The organism is Anabaena sp. CCY 9402-a, assembly GCF_963920945.1.
Classification (GTDB): domain Bacteria; phylum Cyanobacteriota; class Cyanobacteriia; order Cyanobacteriales; family Nostocaceae; genus Trichormus; species Trichormus minutissimus.
The window spans coordinates 21,005-38,656 of record NZ_CAWUDL010000011.1; the positions used below are offsets into that span (position 1 = coordinate 21,005).

At 40.6% G+C, this 17,652-nt stretch carries 14 protein-coding genes and 1 tRNA gene; 8 read left to right on the forward strand and 7 right to left on the reverse strand.

The features are described 5' to 3' along the window. Positions 1-360 precede the first annotated feature (360 nt). The 4 genes from gmd (at position 361) to ACM0OR_RS06000 (ending at position 4,147) form a co-directional block, all read left to right on the forward strand. Complete coding sequence (gene gmd, locus ACM0OR_RS05985; protein WP_414575421.1) at positions 361-1,443, forward strand: GDP-mannose 4,6-dehydratase; 1,083 nt, start codon at positions 361-363, stop codon at positions 1,441-1,443. Between the two features lie 24 nt (positions 1,444-1,467). After that, on the forward strand, positions 1,468-2,412 hold the full coding sequence (locus ACM0OR_RS05990) for a GDP-L-fucose synthase family protein (RefSeq protein ID WP_190702678.1): 945 nt from the start codon (positions 1,468-1,470) through the stop codon (positions 2,410-2,412). Between the two features lie 227 nt (positions 2,413-2,639). After that, positions 2,640-3,215 carry a 5-formyltetrahydrofolate cyclo-ligase gene (locus ACM0OR_RS05995; RefSeq protein WP_414575422.1) on the forward strand — a complete coding sequence of 192 codons (576 nt, stop codon included), beginning with the start codon at positions 2,640-2,642 and terminating at the stop codon, positions 3,213-3,215. Positions 3,216-3,334: 119 nt separating this feature from the next. Then, on the forward strand, positions 3,335-4,147 hold the full coding sequence (locus ACM0OR_RS06000; RefSeq protein WP_190702707.1) for a carbohydrate ABC transporter permease: 813 nt from the start codon (positions 3,335-3,337) through the stop codon (positions 4,145-4,147). 51 nt (positions 4,148-4,198) lie between these two features. On the opposite strand, the gene ACM0OR_RS06005 is transcribed toward ACM0OR_RS06000, so the two are convergent. Then, positions 4,199-8,377 carry a hypothetical protein gene (locus ACM0OR_RS06005; protein WP_414575423.1) on the reverse strand — a complete coding sequence of 1,393 codons (4,179 nt, stop codon included), beginning with the start codon at positions 8,375-8,377 and terminating at the stop codon, positions 4,199-4,201. A 651-nt stretch (positions 8,378-9,028) separates the two neighbouring features. Here ACM0OR_RS06005 and ACM0OR_RS06010 point away from each other — a divergent pair. The 3 genes from ACM0OR_RS06010 to cobT all read left to right on the forward strand — a co-directional run bounded on the left by ACM0OR_RS06010 (position 9,029) and on the right by cobT (position 11,798). After that, entirely contained in the window at positions 9,029-9,703 is a 675-nt protein-coding gene (locus ACM0OR_RS06010; protein WP_190702670.1) for a Crp/Fnr family transcriptional regulator, read from the forward strand. 13 nt (positions 9,704-9,716) lie between these two features. Next, on the forward strand, positions 9,717-10,448 hold the full coding sequence (locus ACM0OR_RS06015; protein WP_323267422.1) for a DUF2232 domain-containing protein: 732 nt from the start codon (positions 9,717-9,719) through the stop codon (positions 10,446-10,448). Between the two features lie 186 nt (positions 10,449-10,634). Next, entirely contained in the window at positions 10,635-11,798 is a 1,164-nt protein-coding gene (gene cobT, locus ACM0OR_RS06020; protein WP_414575424.1) for a nicotinate mononucleotide-dependent phosphoribosyltransferase CobT, read from the forward strand. Between the two features lie 86 nt (positions 11,799-11,884). Here cobT and ACM0OR_RS06025 read toward each other — a convergent pair whose 3' ends face one another. Continuing rightward, complete coding sequence (locus ACM0OR_RS06025) at positions 11,885-12,259, reverse strand: hypothetical protein (protein WP_414575425.1); 375 nt, start codon at positions 12,257-12,259, stop codon at positions 11,885-11,887. Positions 12,260-12,838: 579 nt separating this feature from the next. On the opposite strand from ACM0OR_RS06025, the gene ACM0OR_RS06030 reads away from it, so the two are divergent. Next, positions 12,839-14,005 carry an extracellular solute-binding protein gene (locus tag ACM0OR_RS06030; RefSeq protein WP_414575427.1) on the forward strand — a complete coding sequence of 389 codons (1,167 nt, stop codon included), beginning with the start codon at positions 12,839-12,841 and terminating at the stop codon, positions 14,003-14,005. A 199-nt stretch (positions 14,006-14,204) separates the two neighbouring features. Here the strand turns inward: ACM0OR_RS06030 and ACM0OR_RS06035 are convergent, their stop codons facing one another. The 5 genes from ACM0OR_RS06035 to ACM0OR_RS06055 form a co-directional block, all read right to left on the reverse strand. Beyond that, positions 14,205-14,714, reverse strand: coding sequence for a hypothetical protein (locus ACM0OR_RS06035; RefSeq protein ID WP_414575428.1), 510 nt, complete (start codon positions 14,712-14,714; stop codon positions 14,205-14,207). Positions 14,715-14,737: 23 nt separating this feature from the next. Further along, positions 14,738-15,529, reverse strand: coding sequence for a class I SAM-dependent methyltransferase (locus ACM0OR_RS06040; RefSeq protein ID WP_414575476.1), 792 nt, complete (start codon positions 15,527-15,529; stop codon positions 14,738-14,740). Positions 15,530-15,790: 261 nt separating this feature from the next. After that, positions 15,791-16,144, reverse strand: a complete 354-nt coding sequence (locus tag ACM0OR_RS06045; RefSeq protein ID WP_414575429.1) for a chromosome segregation ATPase — start codon at positions 16,142-16,144, stop codon at positions 15,791-15,793. Between the two features lie 320 nt (positions 16,145-16,464). Next, positions 16,465-16,537, reverse strand: a tRNA-Phe gene (locus tag ACM0OR_RS06050). Positions 16,538-16,615: 78 nt separating this feature from the next. Beyond that, positions 16,616-17,485, reverse strand: coding sequence for a metal ABC transporter permease (locus ACM0OR_RS06055; RefSeq protein ID WP_414575430.1), 870 nt, complete (start codon positions 17,483-17,485; stop codon positions 16,616-16,618). Between the last annotated feature and the right edge of the window lie 167 nt (positions 17,486-17,652).

The following is a 17,652-nucleotide window of genomic DNA, read 5'->3' on the forward strand; positions in this document are numbered from 1 at the left end:
GCTATACTGAGATTTTGAAGCTTTGCTTTATCTGATTAGAAATCACATACGTAATTTTATTTGATCTCTAAAGTTCTGAGATTTTAATTACTCGGTTTATTCATTCTTCATAAACATTCCTAAATGTATGAATTTTTCACAAAGATAAATCTTTATCAAAGCTCTACATATCTTTATCAAAGCGACTTAAGGGTAGATTTCTGCATAAAATTTACTTTTTTGTCAGTATATTTATTTACGATAGAATCCACCTATCCTTAAAACTCGTAGGTTTCCCATTAGGCAATTTGGCAATTAGCTGCTACGTTGTGTAAATTGGACTACATATATTTAATAGGGACAAAAAGGAATAAAGAAAGCATGACGCAAAACAAACGCGCCTTAATCACTGGTATTACTGGTCAAGATGGTTCTTATCTGAGTGAATTTTTACTAGAGCAAGGCTACGAAGTGCATGGTATAATTCGCCGGACTTCTACCTTCAATACTGACCGTATTGACCATATTTACGAAGATCCCCATAAAGAAGGCGTGCGGTTATTTCTGCATTACGGTGATTTGACAGATGGTACAACTCTGCGACGGATTCTAGAAGAAGTCCAGCCTACAGAAATTTACAACTTGGGCGCACAATCCCATGTGCGGGTGAGCTTTGATTCTCCAGAATATACAGTAGATGCAGTAGGGATGGGAACACTGCGATTGCTGGAAGCCATCCGCGACTATCAACACCGGACTGGGATTGAGGTACGTTTTTATCAAGCTGGTTCTTCAGAAATGTATGGTTTGGTGCAAGCAGTACCCCAAAGCGAAACTACACCTTTCTACCCCCGCAGTCCCTACGCCTGTGCAAAAGTTTACGCCCATTGGCAAACGATAAATTACCGTGAATCTTATAAAATGTTTGCTTGCAATGGGATTTTGTTTAACCACGAATCACCGCGACGAGGCGAAACCTTTGTTACTCGTAAAATTACCAGGGCAATTGCTCGCATTGTGGCTGGCAAGCAGAAAAAAATCTACATGGGTAATCTCGATGCCAAAAGAGATTGGGGCTATGCGAAAGATTATGTGCGGGCAATGTGGTTGATGTTGCAAAAAGAACAACCAGATGACTATGTGATTGCCACAGGTGAAACCCATTCAGTCCGGGAATTTCTCGAACTAGCTTTTAATCACGTAAATCTCGATTGGCAAGATTATGTAGAATTTGACGATCGCTATCTCCGTCCAGCAGAAGTAGATTTATTAATTGGCGACCCTACCAAAGCCCAGCAAAAATTGGGTTGGAAGCCTTCAGTCACGTTTAAAGAGTTAGTTTCACTGATGGTAGAAGCAGACTTGCAAGTATTAGGTCAAACTTCACCCAATGGTAATGGTGGTTCACTCCTGCCCCAAGACCTTGCTACCATTCGTCAAGAACTGGGTGCTATGCACTTCTAATGAACTCTTGCCAAGGATAACAATATGACCGCCTTAGAGCTACAAAATAAACGGATTCTCGTGACTGGTGGGGCAGGGTTTTTAGGTCGTCAGGTCATAGATCAGCTGTGCAAAGCTGGGGCTGACGTAGCCAAGATTACTGTACCGCGATCGCGGGAATTAGATTTACGTATCTTAGAAAACTGTCAACGCGCAGTAGACCAGCAAGATATCATCATTCACTTAGCGGCTCACGTCGGTGGTATCGGTCTCAACCGCGAAAAACCAGCCGAGTTATTCTACGACAACTTGATCATGGGGACTCAACTCATCCATGCGGCCTATCAAGGAGGCGTAGAAAAGTTCGTTTGTGTGGGTACAATTTGCGCCTACCCAAAATTTACCCCAGTACCATTCAAAGAAGATGACCTGTGGAATGGTTATCCAGAAGAAACTAATGCTCCCTATGGGGTGGCCAAAAAAGCACTTTTAGTACAACTGCAATCTTATCGTCAGCAGTACAACTTTAATGGTATTTACTTACTACCAGTAAATTTATACGGGCCTGAAGATAATTTTGATCCGAGAAGTTCCCACGTCATCCCCGCTTTAATTCATAAAGTTTATGAAGCCCAAGTTCGGGGAGACAAACAACTTCCAGTTTGGGGTGATGGTAGCCCTACCCGCGAGTTTCTTTATTCAGAAGATGCGGCACGAGGCATTGTTATGGGGACACAATTTTATGATGACTCCGAACCAGTTAACTTGGGAACGGGTTATGAAATTTCTATCCGCGATTTAGTCACCTTAATTTGCGAACTGATGGAATTTGACGGTGAAATAATTTGGCAAACAGATCAGCCAAATGGTCAACCTCGTCGTTGTTTGGATACTGAACGGGCAAAACAAGCTTTTAATTTCACGGCGCAAATCGATTTCCGGCAGGGATTAAAGAATACTATTGACTGGTATCGTCAAAATGCTGCTTAAGGAATAGGTCATTGTAACTTCTAACCGCATACGGTTTAGTTAAGTGCAAATTTAGAACCCCGGTTTTTTAGAGAAGCCGGGGTTCTGTAACCCTAAACTACTACTGTGTCAATTTAGTTTTGACTGTTCGTAGTAAGGACTTTAGTCCTTAGAAAAATCAGGACTAAAGTCCTTACTACAAACTTACTTATCCATCAATTTAAACTTGATGCACTAAACGAATCTAAATGGACAAAGTTGATCATCAACTAAATAAGGTAAAATTACGCCGGACTCTTTTAAAAACTCGACAGTCGATGTCTATTAGAGAATGGCGAGAAAAAAGCGATCGCATCTGTAAACTTTTACAAGCTTCTACCCTCTTCACCGAAGCCAAAACCATACTTGCTTATTTCAGCTTTCGCCAAGAACCTGATCTTAGTCCCCTATTTGCAGATAATCAATATCGCTGGGGATTTCCGCGCTGCATCGGTCAATCGCTACACTGGCATAGTTGGCAATCTGGGGAATCGTTACAGATTAATTCCTACGGCATTCAAGAACCCCATCCTGAAACACCAACTATCAATCCACAAGAAGTTGATTTAATTATTGTTCCTAGTGTTGCTTGCGATCGCCGTGGATATCGTCTAGGTTATGGTGGTGGTTATTACGATCGCTTGTTGAGTTCGACCGAATGGGCAAACAAGCCCACGGTAGGAATTGTCTTTGAATCTGCTTATTTAACTCAACTACCTATTCAACCTTGGGATCAACCTTTACTTGCTGTGGCTACTGAAACGGAATTTTATATTAATTCGTAATGGGTTGCGCCTCGCTACGTTCTAAGCGCAGCTATGCCGCAGGCTTTACGTAATTTGTTAATTTTAAATTTGGATTGGAGGAAAGCGACGTGACTAATTTTCGATTGAAAAATACGAGAATGCCACCTGTGATGATGTACTTTTTATTAGGTGCGATCGCAATCATCACACTCTTTCCTCTACTGTGGCTGATCAGCACTGCTTTAAAATCACCGACAGAAAATATTTTACAGTCGCCACCGCAGTTATTACCCAGTCAACCTACCTTAGAAAACTTCTCTAAGGTGTGGCAATCTTTACCTTTTGGGCAGTACCTCTATAACAGTACATTGGTGGCAATGTTGACTGTAGGTTTAAATCTGCTGTTTTGCTCCTTAGCTGCTTACCCTTTAGCACGGCTATCATTTCCGGGAAGGAATGGAATCTTTATTGCGATCGTTTCTACGATTATGATTCCTTTCCAAATTGTGATGATACCCTTGTATATTTTGACAGTCCAGTTAGGGCTGAGAAATACTTATTTGGGAATGATTTTCCCCAGCGTGGCTTCTGCCTTTGGTATCTTCCTACTTAGACAAGCTTTTATGGGAGTTCCCAAAGAGATAGAAGAAGCCGCGCGGATGGATGGTAGTTCAGAATTAGGCTTGTGGTGGCATATTATGTTACCAGCCGTTAGACCAGCCCTAGTAACTCTCGCTATTTTCGTCTTTATCGGTTCGTGGAGTGACTTTCTTTGGCCTTTGATCGTCATTCAAGATGAAAATTTATACACCTTACCCTTGGGAGTAGCCAAGTTAGCAGGGACATTTTCTCTAGACTGGCGTTTAGTAGCGGCTGGTTCAGTAATTGCGATCGCACCTGTTTTGTTAGTATTCCTAGTTTTACAGCGTTATATCGTAGCTACCGACACGGGTAGTGGAGTTAAGGGATAATTCGTAATTCGTAATTCGTAATTCGTAATTAGAACTGGTAAAAATTCTACCTTATCTCCCCCTACACACCCCTACACCCCTAAAATTAATAGTGTACGGTTCATCCAAGGACTGCTGAGTGCTGGCTTTTATTGCATTTAGATAGCGGTGGAAAATTTGCAGTTGCGAGAAATTGGGACGATAGGTGAGATTACCTTGTTTTGCAAACAGGGGTGTGGAGGCGATCGCCTGATAATCTGAATTAGCTTGAGAGTCTTGGGTAAGCCAAGTAGATTCGGGGGAGACAGGAATTAAACCTGGAGGTAGTTCTCCTTCTAAGAAAGCCAAAAGTCTTTGTTGACAAGTGCTGGTATTAATACCACGAGCCTCAAATAGTTGTAGAACTTCCCCAAATGCCAGAGTTCGGTCTGGTAAAAGCCGCAGTAATTCTGTAAACAGGAAATAATCTGTATATTGATGGCGAGATTCTTCTAAAACTTGGGGATGTAGAGGTAGTACAGCCAAACCATAGGCGACACGACTACAGTTAGGAATGCCGTTGTCACCTAGGTACGTATCTTGCATCATCTTGGCGTTGGGGAGTTTCTGCCGCAACCAACGATTAATTACGCCTAAATTTGCTACTCCACCACTTAAAATGGCTTGGTTAATCGCTTCAGTGGGAATACCACGCGCTACTAACAACTTATTTAATTCCCGGTTGAGGCGACGAACAAAGGGGACAAATACTTGAGTTTCTAAATCTCGACGCTGTAAAATCCAGCGTTGGTCAGCCAATTCAAAGCTAAAAGTCTCTTGGCGTTGTAAAATCAGTTTTAAAGCTAGGGCTGCATCTAGTACAGCTTGTCCTAGTAGGGAACTTTCGAGACGCTGCTGTAGGAGAATCCGCGCTTCGATATCTGGTTCTCCCACACGCGGTAATTCTAAATCTTCTAAACCCAAACTTTCCCACTGCGCTTCGTCTAAATCTGGAAAGGCTGATTGCCATTGCCAAGGGTTACTATGGATTTTTTGGTGATCTTCTGGGTTTTCTCCACGCGATTGGCGGTATTTGGGTGGTAATAATAACTGACAGATAATGTCTTGCTCAATCCCTTTGCTGGCATAGGCAAAACCATGAAGCATGAAATGATTGTGGGTAAGTTGTTCTAACCTATCTGGTACATCGACCAATCCCATTTCTGTGGCAGTTGCACCAATATTAATCACGAGAGTATTGCCGACGATCGCATAATCGCTGCTTTGAGCCGGGGTTAAACCTTCATTGGTGCTAAATTGTACTGTTTCACCATTAGCACCATTGAGGATACTCAGTAGACTAGCGATCGCTTCTTCTACAAAAAATACTTGCTGGGGATGTTGGACTAATCTACTTGTGAGTAAAGCTTCCCGCACATTGAAGCGATATTGTTCAGACCAACTAGAGGGGGAGTTACAAATCACACCAGCAATCTGATCAATAATGCTGTGGAAGCTGCTTTCATCCAAGCCTACGGCTGTGGCAATTAACCCTTGAGTTGTGCTGTCACGGTCTGCTTTCAGGGTCAAAAGTAACTTCGAGAGCGATCGCACTATCCAAATTAACGGGCCTGCTGAAAATTCGTTAAATTGCAATACAGGTTGCCATTTTTGTTGCTCATTTTTATAGGGAATCGCTACCTGTAAATATGGTTTTAACTGTGCTGAATAAAGATGATTTTTTAGCTGAGATGCTTTCTCATCGCTGCCGTCAGTCTGTTTGGGAGGTAAAGAAGTGTTAGGCAGATAAACTTCTGCGGGTAAACGGAAGGATTGCTGGAAGTTATTCGTTCCCGGTTGCTGTTCTGCTGACCAACAAATCGGATAGACAACGCCAGTAGAGCGATTTAATAAAGTGGCAGAAATCCCTGTAGTCCCCAAATCAATGCCTAAATACCAAACGGAGTCTAGAGTATCAGGTGCAATTTCTGTACTATCGATGGGACTATCAGGAGTGATCACAGAACTGTCGTAAGCGGTTGTTGTGACTTCCTTTTTTTTTTCAGTGGGGCTAAAGTCTAAGGCCGCTTCTGTTTGTGGTGTGGAAATGGGGTTAGCTGGGGAAACTTCTGGCGGGGAGAAGTCCACAGTCAAGGTATTTTCTGTTACTTCTTGATCTAATTGTTGGCGATCGCGTAGCCCATCGCTTACCCAAAACTCCGCACTTTCCAACCCAATTATTGGTGATTGTGGTGTCTGTGGGTTTGGTTCGTCAAGCTTGGCCAAATCTTGGTGTAATTTGAGCCATTGCTCTTCGTTCAGAGCAATTTCGGGGAGATTGGCTAATTGAGTGACTTCTGGTGACAGTAAATTTTCTTGGGGTGAAGCCGGAATAAATTGTGCTGGTAGCTGTTCCGGTTCTTTGTGAGTTAATGCTGGTGGCTTTTGCTCAACTGTTTCCACAATTAAAGCTTTCACATCCTCGACAGCAGAAGCTACTGGTAACTGTTCTGCAATCACAAGTTCTGGTGTCGAGAGAGTGGGCGGTGGGGCAGTTTCCTCTAATTGCCAGCTTTTCGCCAGTTCTTCAATATCTACATCTGCAAATAAATCTGTTAAAGATGTAATTGTATCTTCATGGCTTGGCTGTATTGCTGGCAAGTCTACCGCGTCTACAAAACTACTAGTTGGAGTTGGTTCTGCAAATAATAATAAGTCTGTGGATTCAATGGGCGGATCTGGGATATTCTCAGGGTTAGTATCATCAAAAAAATCAGTATCTGATTCGTCAAACCAGGCTTCTGGCATCATTGCCGCCGTATCGACCTCGGAGAGAATATTTTGAGGTGCGATCGCTACACTATCAGATTCCTCTAACCCTGGTAAATCGGCCATTACTGACTCGGAATTTAATTCCAGAAGGGCATTAATTAAATAATTATCACTACCAAATAAACTGGCGTAAATCCGATCAACTTCATCATCAGTTGATTCCCCACTATCCTCAGATAAAATATCTGGGATAGTCAAATTTTCAGCAGATATAGACTCATCAACACCAAGCTGCAAAAGCATTTTATCTAATTCATCGGTCATTAAGTCCTCAAATTCGGCCGTTTCCAACAGGCGATGATCGACCGTCGGTTGCAGACTATCTTCATGTTCGCGGATCGTCTCGGAGACAGAGGCTGCGCCAACGCCTATGGTGGGCGGAACGCGATCGCTCATTGTTGCATCTAAATCTGCTGCTAAGATGGGAGATTCTTCATTGATATTGTCTGTAAATAAAAGTTCCGATTCTACAGATAGGTTAACGTCAGTTGGCTGCAATAAGTCTGGAGCAACTGGACTAACGCTTGATGGTGAAACAGCAGGAGTTTGATTTTCTAACTTAGGAGTAGGTGCTGAAAAACTAGATAAATTTTGCTGTATATGTTGCGTCAAATTATTTAGTAGGCTTACCAGCAATTGTTCGCCTTGCAAACCCCGACTGTGCATTCTTACGAGTGCTTGAGATAAAGATTCATGATAAGTATTAACATTTCGCTGTAAGGCATCAAAAACAACATTTACAGTGCCGTCCAAAGACAACAAACGTTGATCTAAGTCTTGAGTTAGTTGCGTTAAGTGTTCTGTTTGTGATGAGGATTCCCAGAAGGCTTGATTAGTAGCAGTTGTAGGTTCTAGATCGCTTTGATGATGATTATTAACATCACTAGAATAATTTACTCTTGCCTCAGCTATTTTGGGCATTAACGCTGGTGCTAGGCGACTCATCAGCACTTGTAAAAATTCGGTAATGATTTGCTCTTGGTTTGCCAGTTGTTGACTTAAAGAGTAGTTATGTAGTCGCCTTTGCTCTAGCTGTCTAATTTCTTGTGCCAAAACTGTCCGCTCTTGCAACAGTGCTGTAATTTCTGCTTGCAATGGCTGTATACAGGTCAACAATTCATTTTTTATTTGTTCAGTGAGGGAATGAGTAGATTCTTGATGACTTGCGATTGGTGGTGATGTCGCCTGATTCTGACCCTGGTCGATAAACTTCTCCAACAACGGCGATTTTTGAGACTGTCCCACAGACCAATTTTGTTGAGAGTGTTCTGATCTCTCAGACTCTTGTAGCTGAATTAGAAAATCGCGAGTTCTTTCTAAAACCTCTTTCGGCTCTTGCGCCTGACTAGACAGAAGCCTAGACAGGCGCTTACCATTGCTGTTCAGTAAGTTGTCAATATCTGCAATTAGTTTTTGAATTTCATCGTTGCGGAAAGTCACTTTAAATTACCTTAGCTAAAATTTTAGGTTAACCGATGGTGGAAATTAATTTACAACTACTTAAGTGTTAAATGTAACTCAGTGTAATTGTTTGATGGATAACTGCAAGTTGTAGCATTATGTAAATTTGCCGGAGGCTATCAGCTATGCTGGGCGGTTATGCCATCGCCATTTAGTAACATATGTTTGAGCAAGTAGTAATCCTAGAACACAAAAGTATTCTTAGATTGCTCGTATCAGGTAGTTCTTAAGGGGATAACATCGCCTTGATAACTTCAATAGTATAAAAACATAAAAAAATCCAAATCGCCAAGCCAGATTACTGACTACCTTTCGCTAGCCAACCGCAAAAACTTTAAATTAGCAAAAATTAGCAACTTTGAGTATCATAATTGTTGTTTAGTTATATTTTTGAGTACTTCTGTTAGCAATGCAGCTGGCCTTTTCCCGGATTACTCCTCAAGTCGAAAACAGTGTGTAAGAAAGTACAGACTGTATAATAGTAGGTCACAATTGTTGAGAAAAAACACTCTAAAGCCCCTGCTTGTGTAATATAACTTAGTGTTCTTTTACAATTAAATGTATTTATCACGCTTAGGCAAAACTTAGCGTTCTTGCTTGTTTTATATAACCGCTTTAAATAATGTCGTAATGGAAGAAAATCCGTGGATAAACTCAGCTCCCTTTTTTCAAGGGTTACCAGAAACCTCAGTGGAGATAGCCCTTAACCATCTTGTGACACGCACACACCCAGCTAATCAAGTGATTCTGCTAGAAAATGATTGGGGTGGTTCTGTGTATTTTATAGTCGATGGCTGGGTCAAAATCCGTACCTACAATCTAGAAGGCAAAGAAGTAACATTAAATATTCTTGGTAAAGGGGAATTATTTGGCGAAATGGCGGCATTAGATGAAGTACCCCGCTCTACAGATGTCATCACCTTAACTCCTACAATAATTGGCAGTATGCCATCCCAGGATTTTGTGAAGTTAATCTATGCAGAACCTTTAGCGGGAGTCCACTTATCACAACTTATGGCTCGGCGTTTACGACAAGTAAATCGACGACTGCGGTTGCGAGAATCTGATAGTCTGTCACGGGTAGCAGACACATTACTGTTTTTGGCAGAAGGCCAAGGAAAACGCGGACAAACAGGAACAGAAATTCCCAATTTACCCCACAGAGAACTGAGTAGTTTGAGTGGATTAGCGCGAGAGACAGTCACTAGAGTATTGACAAGACTAGAAAAAAAAGGCTTGATTAAGCGAGATCAAGACAACATTTGTATCCCAGATTTGTCAGCCTTAGAGAAAATGATCGTTTAACAACTTTTTCCAGATGAGTATTTTAGATTCTCTGCCAGATGACTCACAGGAAAATCCATCCCCTGAGTCTCAACCTTCACCCCATCAATGGCCAGATCAGCCAGCACAGTTAAAGCAACCGCAATTAAAAGTTGATGCACCCTTAAGAATGGTAGAAACAGCATTTTTAGCCAGTGCGGCTAGCTTGATTTGGTTCATCAATTTTTACTTTCCCCTAGGGCCAGTGTTGCGGATATTCTTCCCTGTACCGATCGCTTTAGTTTACCTGCGTTGGGGCAAACGAGCTGCATGGATGGCGGCTGTCACCTCTGGGTTACTCCTATCGGTACTGATGGGGCCAGTTCGCAGTCTATTATTTGTTATGCCCTTTGCATTTATGGGTGTGCTACTTGGGGCTACATGGTATCGTCGTGTTCCTTGGCTAGTATCTATCACCTTGGGGACGCTATTAGGTACTTTAGGCGTATTTTTTCGCCTGTGGTTGCTATCTGTGTTATCGGGAGAAGACCTATGGATTTATATAATCAACCAAGTCACAGAACTAACAGAGTGGCTATTCCTCAAGTTGGGATTATTAGCTAGCCCCAATGTATTTTTCATTCAGATGGGGGCAGTAGCCTTGATTATTATTAATAACTTTATCTACCTATTTGTAGTACATTTAGCCGCATCGTTATTGTTAGATCGACTAGGCAATCCTATCCCCCGTCCACCACATTGGGTACAAGTTTTGATGGATTATTGAAGAGGACTGGGGACTGAGGAAGCAGAGGAAGTAGGGGAAGCAGGGGAAGCAGGGGAAGCAGGGGGAGAAAAATACAATCAGCACTCAGGACTCAGGACTCAGCACCGACTAAACGCCGCGCTACCGCTACCGCTAACAGCACTCACTACTCAGCACTCACTACTCAGCACTCAGCACTTAAATTGTATGATTCACATCTATACCGAAAAAGAACAGGGTGAGGCATGGCTGAGGCAATATCGCGGTCATGTTCCTCTGTTTGCTTGTGTTTTAGGTTTTACGGAAACTGGGTTGATTCCTGGAATTTCCGCAGCTGGTTGCACTCCAGAGGATCGGAAATATACTGCCTGTGCTGATGCTGAATTTTTATACTACGGTGCAGAACACAAACCCCAATATCCTTTACCTCCACTGACGGCGGGAGCATCACCTGTGTTGATTTCTCGCGCTGTTGTGGAGTTGCTAAATATACCAGTATATTTATTTGATGCTGGATTGCCTCAAATTGTATCTATGCCACTCATTGATTTGGGCGGTTGTCCAGCTAGATGTTTAAGTACAGGCACAGCAATAGAGTTAACAACTGTACACAAATTATTTAAGCAAGGACTGCTTTGGGGCGATCGCCTGGCGGACAAAAATCAAAAAGGATATCTGATTTTGAGTGAATGTGTTGTTGGTGGGACTACAACAGCTTTAGCGATTTTAACGGGCTTGGGTATAAACGCAGTCGGAAAAGTCAATAGTAGCCACCCTATTTGTAACCACGAACAAAAATGGCAAGTGGTGCAGGAAGGGTTGGAGAGTATGAAAAGCAAAGGAGAATCCCAATCTCTACTTTCTCCTGCTCCAATTGATCCGCTAGAATTAGTTGCGGCGGTTGGTGATCCGATGCAGATAGTAGTAGCTGGGATGACGATCGCCGCTAGTCGTCGTTGTGGTGTAATGTTGGCTGGTGGGACGCAAATGCTGGCGGTTTATGCTCTCACTAGTGCGATCGCACAGACTTATAAATTATCTTGGCAACCAACCGCAGTAGTTGTAGGTACAACCCGATGGGTAGCGGAAGATTTTACGGGTGATACAGTTAATCTCGCCCTCAGTTTAGGCAAAAATAGCAAATATTCTGATAGTCAAACTCCTCCCTTACTAGCTACCAGTTTGAGTTTTGCTAATTCTTCTTACCCCCAACTCCAAGCCTATGAACGGGGATTTGTTAAGGAAGGAGTTGGTGCTGGCGCAGCTTGTATAGCCGCCAATCTCAGTCAAAATTGGCAGCAAGAGCAACTTTTAGCTGCGATCGAAGCCCAAATTGAACAACTAAGCCAAATTAATAATCAAAAGTTATAAATTTTTTTAGTCTAGCCAGGCAAAATCCCATGCTGAATTTTGAGTCAATCCCCAACTTATAACTCAGCACTTATAACTCAGCACTATTAATGTATTCTCTCTCTAAGTAATTGTTCTTCTAAAGCTGCAATACGATTGTATGCTGCGGTTAATTGTGCTGTTAGTCTCTGTATTTGAATTTCTGGTGATAAATTTTTCTCTCCACTTTGGCGATTCATTTCTAGATAAACGCCGTCTATTAATACATCCTTGTGTTCTAGTTCCGAATTGAACTTGATCTGTCCTTTGAACTGGGAGTAAGTAGGCTCGCTACTTTCCTGGACATTTTCCTTTGCTTCTGTTCTTGCTAAGGAGCATTCTGAAACAACTTGAGCCACTTTTAAGTCGAGTTGCTCAATAAACTGATAGAGGGCATCCAGTTTATTACTTACAGTTAAGATTTGTTCTTGTAATAGCTCCATTTAATACCCTCGGCTGCACATTTTCTATATGTTATTCAATTTACTGACAATGTTAAACATACTTATGAATTATTTAATTATTCAAATCTTTCAGGGGAATATGATACTTAGCTAATTATTTTTATACATGACTCAACATTGTTTCCAGCTATTGCTCATTAGATATTGAGATTAATTAAGCTTTAGAGGTTATTTCTGGCAAATTTCTCTAGTCACTGGCTCTTTGATTTGCTTTAAAATTGACAGAAAAATAGACTAAAAGCCCAAATTATTGCTTATCGACCTATATGATTGATTTTTAGGTTTATTAACATAAAGTTGTATAAATAAACAATCTAATCATGAAGAAATGCTGACAATGTTAAGCTCTTAGCGGAGAAAAGGAAGTGGGCATTGAGCAGAAAAAAGTTAACCGTCAAAAAATTACTTCTTATCTCCTCTGCTTCTCCATCCGGGTTCGCAGTCCCTTCCAATCGGCACAGCAGCCTAATGGACTACTCACTGCGCCCTACACCTATGTTGAAAAATGGGGATGTTTGTGTTAGTTAATCAATAATATATTCTTATACATTTTTATATATGTATCATCTCGAATCTATTAATCGGCGGTCTTTTCTCCTTAGCATGGGTGGATTGGCAGTTTCACAACTATTAATTGGGTGTGGTAACAACAAGCAAACACAACTTAATGTCCAATTATTGAAAGGTTCTATTCCTGCTCAAGTAGTTGATAAATTTCGTAATAATTTGCAACAACAGGTGCAACTTAAGTTTGCTCCAGTTGCACAGATCCAAGATGCTTTTAAGCAATTGCAAACTTGGCAGCCGAAACCAAAAAGCAATGAAGATGCAGGATGGAGTCGCTTCATCCCATTTAGACAATCGCAAACTCCTACGTTAGCTAACTTGGTAACATTGGGAGATTATTGGCTGCAAACAGCAATTGAACAGCAGTTAATTCAACCACTAGAACCAAAACAGTTAAAGAATTGGCCTGGTTTAGATTCTAGATGGCAAGAATTAGTGACACGCAACGACCAAGGTTTCCCAGATCCTCAAGGAAAGGTTTGGGCTGCGCCTTACCGTTGGGGTAGTACAGTTATGGTGTATAACCGAGAAAAGTTTCAAGCATTGGGATGGACGCCGCAGGATTGGAGTGATTTGTGGCGGGACGAATTGCGATCGCATTTTTCTTTACTCAACCAACCCAGAGAAGTAATTGGTTTAGTTCTCAAGAAACTAGGCAAATCCTACAACACTACAAATCTAGACTCAGTTCCACAATTAGCAGCAGAACTTAAAGCCTTAAACCAACAGGTAAAATTCTACAGTTCTAATACCTACCTAGAACCTTTAATTATGGGCGATACTTGGTTGGCAGTTGGTTGGTCAAGTGACATAGTACCAATTTTAAGTCGTTATCCAAAACTGAGTATGGTTATTCCCAATTCTGGGACAGCTATTTGGTCAGATTTGTGGGTCAGTCCCAAGGGTGTAGGTAAGGACGATTTATCATCGCAATGGATTGATTTTTGTTGGCAAACAAAGATTGCCAAGCAAATTGCTTTACAGACTAAAAGTAATTCTCCAATGGCTAAAGATATCACCGCTTCTGATATTCAGCCATCATTCGCCAGTTTGTTATTGAATAGTCGTGAAGTTTTCGACAAAAGTGAATTTTTGCTTCCTGTTTCACCAGAAACTAACAAACAGTATGAAAATTTATTTACCAAAATCAAAGCATAACTATGCAATGATTAAATGAATGGTGTCTTTTTAAGTTTTTTTAACCGCAGAGGCACGCAGAGGTTAGCGAGGAGAAAGGCAGAGCTTTTGCCTAGTAAATTCACTACAAATTAATAAAATTTAGGTTGTAGCAAAATATTTTTTCAACCTCTTTATCCCTCAGATTTTTAAAGTTTTGGTGTGTGACTATACTATTGCTCTAGCGGTTTAAACCTAACTTATACTGAACATTCATCTGGATATTACAAGCAGTGGGATTAGTCGGAAATTTACAGGTATAGCTTGCCAATAAATCCCCTTGATAATTAAAAACCCGCAAATTATAATTGTCTTTCCTGGCTGTGTTACCCAAGCGATTCACAAACTCATAACGTTCTAGATAATCTAACAAACTCCAAATTTGTTGATTAACTACTAGGTCTACTCTACTAGGTTCAGCTAGAGTAGATGGATATGCTATCCAGTTATCCAATAACTTGTTCTCAGAAATTTCTTTTGCTAACCATAAACTAGGAGTAGTTAGTCCTGTTAATTTAATGGTATTGGCTGTCAATACACCGCCTTGGGGGTTATTAAGTAAATCTAGATTTAAAGGTGCATCTGAATATTTTGTAATTGATGAAGTCTCCGCTATTGACGGTCGAGTTGAGAAAAATAAAATTGGGCTGAGAGTTATGGTTAGTAATGATAGTATTTTCTGTCTAAGCATAGCTAAATTCACTCCTGTTTGAGTTAAATTTTAATAGCAATTATGCGAATTCTTCGATAATCTATTGTCCATATTCCCTGGTGATAAAGTTGTTCTTGCAGACTCTTTTCCACCTCATAAATGACTTGGGTTTTCTGTTCAGAAGATAGATCGACAAAGAAATCATTAGCAAACATCCTTATCCAGTTTGCTAGACCTGCCTCTGTTTCCGATAGGGGAGTGGGACGGTTAAACAAGGTGGCATAGATTACATCAAATCCCTGTGCTTCTAATATGGTAACGTATTCCGCTATACTGGGAAAGTACCAAGGGTTCAGTATTTGTGGGTGAGAAATACCATTGGCGGTTAATCTACGATATAAAGCTGTAATAATTGCGCTAATATTCCCTTTTCCGCCAAATTCAGCTACAAATCGTCCTCCTGGTTTGAGTGCTTGATATATGCAACGTGTAGCAGTTTCCGGTGGTTTGATCCAATGGAGTGCTGCATTGGAAAAGACCGCATCTAATGGCTGTTCTACTAGAAAATTGCGGGCATCAGCGACATCAAAAGGCAGATGGGGATAGTTTTGTCTAGCTTTCTCAATCATTGTTACTGCACTATCAATTCCCCTGATGTCAGATCCTAACTGGGCAATTTTTTCTGTCAGTTGCCCAGTTCCACAACCCAAATCTAGAATTAATTCTCCTGGCTGGGGATTGAGTAATTGCAGCAAGTCTGCGCCGTATTGCCAAACGAAGTTATGTTGATTTTCATAAAAAGCCGCATTCCAATAATTTTGGGATTTCACAAAATTATTCATAAGATTGTTAATTTTTTGATGACTGCTTAATTACAGGATATTCATGAGGCTGCACTGCCAGTGGCGATGGCGTTCCGCACACCGGAGGTCATCGCTATGATTTGGCGTGGCGTAAAAATGAGACTTCCCAAACTATATAAGTTTTTAGAGATAGTTCAGGAAGTTAATGAGGTATAGTAACTGTAGTTAATTTTTGCTGGGTTAGCGTGGCGTAGTTATATTTTTTTGCTTAGGTAGGGTTTAATAGCAAGATAATTTCATCAAAGCAGATTATTAGTTTCCTGTCATTCGGCTAACCTGTGCCAATGGTAATGGTTTGCGTTGAAGACTTTGAAAATGATCAATTTTTTGTAATTGAGAATTTGCAGTATTAAAGTTGCTTAAATTCAGCAAAACAATATCTTCATAAACTTTATCCTGCGGAATTTTTATTTCTAAAATTAATTCTTGTAAATTATGTTGAGCAATGGCAAGATTTAGATATTTTAAAAATGAGTCTCTTTTTTTAGAACGAACAGTGAGTAAATACCAATCACCACTAATAGGTGCTGGCAATGATGGTTCTATCGGTTGTGCTGGGTGCATATTTTGTGGCTGTGCTGGAGATGAAGTATCTGGGAATCTCAAAATTTATTAGAGAGTTTTAGTTTAGCAAGTAAAGAATCTCTATTCAACTATCCTGCAAAATAATATTTATTAGTTTCTAGTATTAAAAGTTTTTTTGTAATTCTTGGTAGTCAAACTCTAAATTCAATTTGTTAACAGCATCTATAAAATGATTCTTTGGGTTATGGATGATCCGAAAATGTATTCCCGCACTTCTCACCTGTGAGAAATCTGGGTAATTAGTCCTCTGATCTTTTTTTACACCCGTTTCACAACCATTTTGTATTTAAAGGTACACAAAAAATCCCTTGAAACCGTTCGGTTTCAAGGGATTTCTTAAGTGCCAGGAACGAGACTTGAACTCGTGACACGAGGATTTTCAGTCCTCTGCTCTACCAACTGAGCTATCCCGGCGTGTTTTTTTATTGGCCACGATTAATAATCTTAGCAAACTAAAAATGATTTGCCAAGGGGTTTCAGCAAAAAAAACATTTAGGCAGATTTCCAGCGCAATTTTACCCAGGTGAACACAGCCACAAACAAGAGAAACTGAACCAGCACAATGCTAGGGCCTGAGGCTAGGTTAAAAGCACCGGACACAATAATACCTGCAATGCTACTAGTAGCACCAACTATTGTTGATAAGATTAGAAAGTTGCTAAAGTGGTGACTCATTAATTTAGCTGTAGAAGCAGGAATGACTAAAAAGGCATTCACCAATAAAACACCCACAGCTTTAATTGCTACTGCTACAGCCAGTGCCAGCAGCACCACAAACCCGTAGCGATACAATTGGACTGGGACACCTTGAACTTTTGCCACATCTAAATTTAGCGTTAACAAAATTTGCTGTTGCAGCGTTGATAGTAAGAATATGCTGCTAGCTACTAATACCAGCATTGTTAAAATCAAGTCTGTAGCATCAATTGCCAAAATATCCCCAAACAACACACTCATTAAGTTACCGCGATAACCTTGGATGAGATTCGTCAGAATTACACCGATCGCTAATGCTCCCGAAAGCACTATACTAAGTACGCTATCACTGGCTAAATCGGTCTTATCAATCAAGTAAAGAACAATCACCCCAAACACTAAGGTAAAAGGTAGCAGCATCCAAGTGGGGTTGATCTGTAGCAGCACACCCAATACTACGCCTACTAATGCGGCATGACCAACAGCATGGCTAAAAAATGATAACTGGCGTAAGGTAACAAAACTACCTAGCAAGCCTCCAAGTATGCCCATGAGAATAGCACCTGCGATCGCACGCTGCATAAATGGGAATTGTAATAAATCTATTAAATCACTGCTACTGGCTACAGCTATCCAGTTGAGATTGCAACTATAAATTAGATACATAATATGAATTTTTACAACTTTTAAAGTGATAAATAAAGTATATATTTGTTTGTGTTTACATAATTGGACAAAAAAATGTAATATATAAGTATAAATTTAAATACTTTTTAATATACAAAATTCAATTCCACTAACCCAAATGCTGCAATCAAATACCAAATACTCTC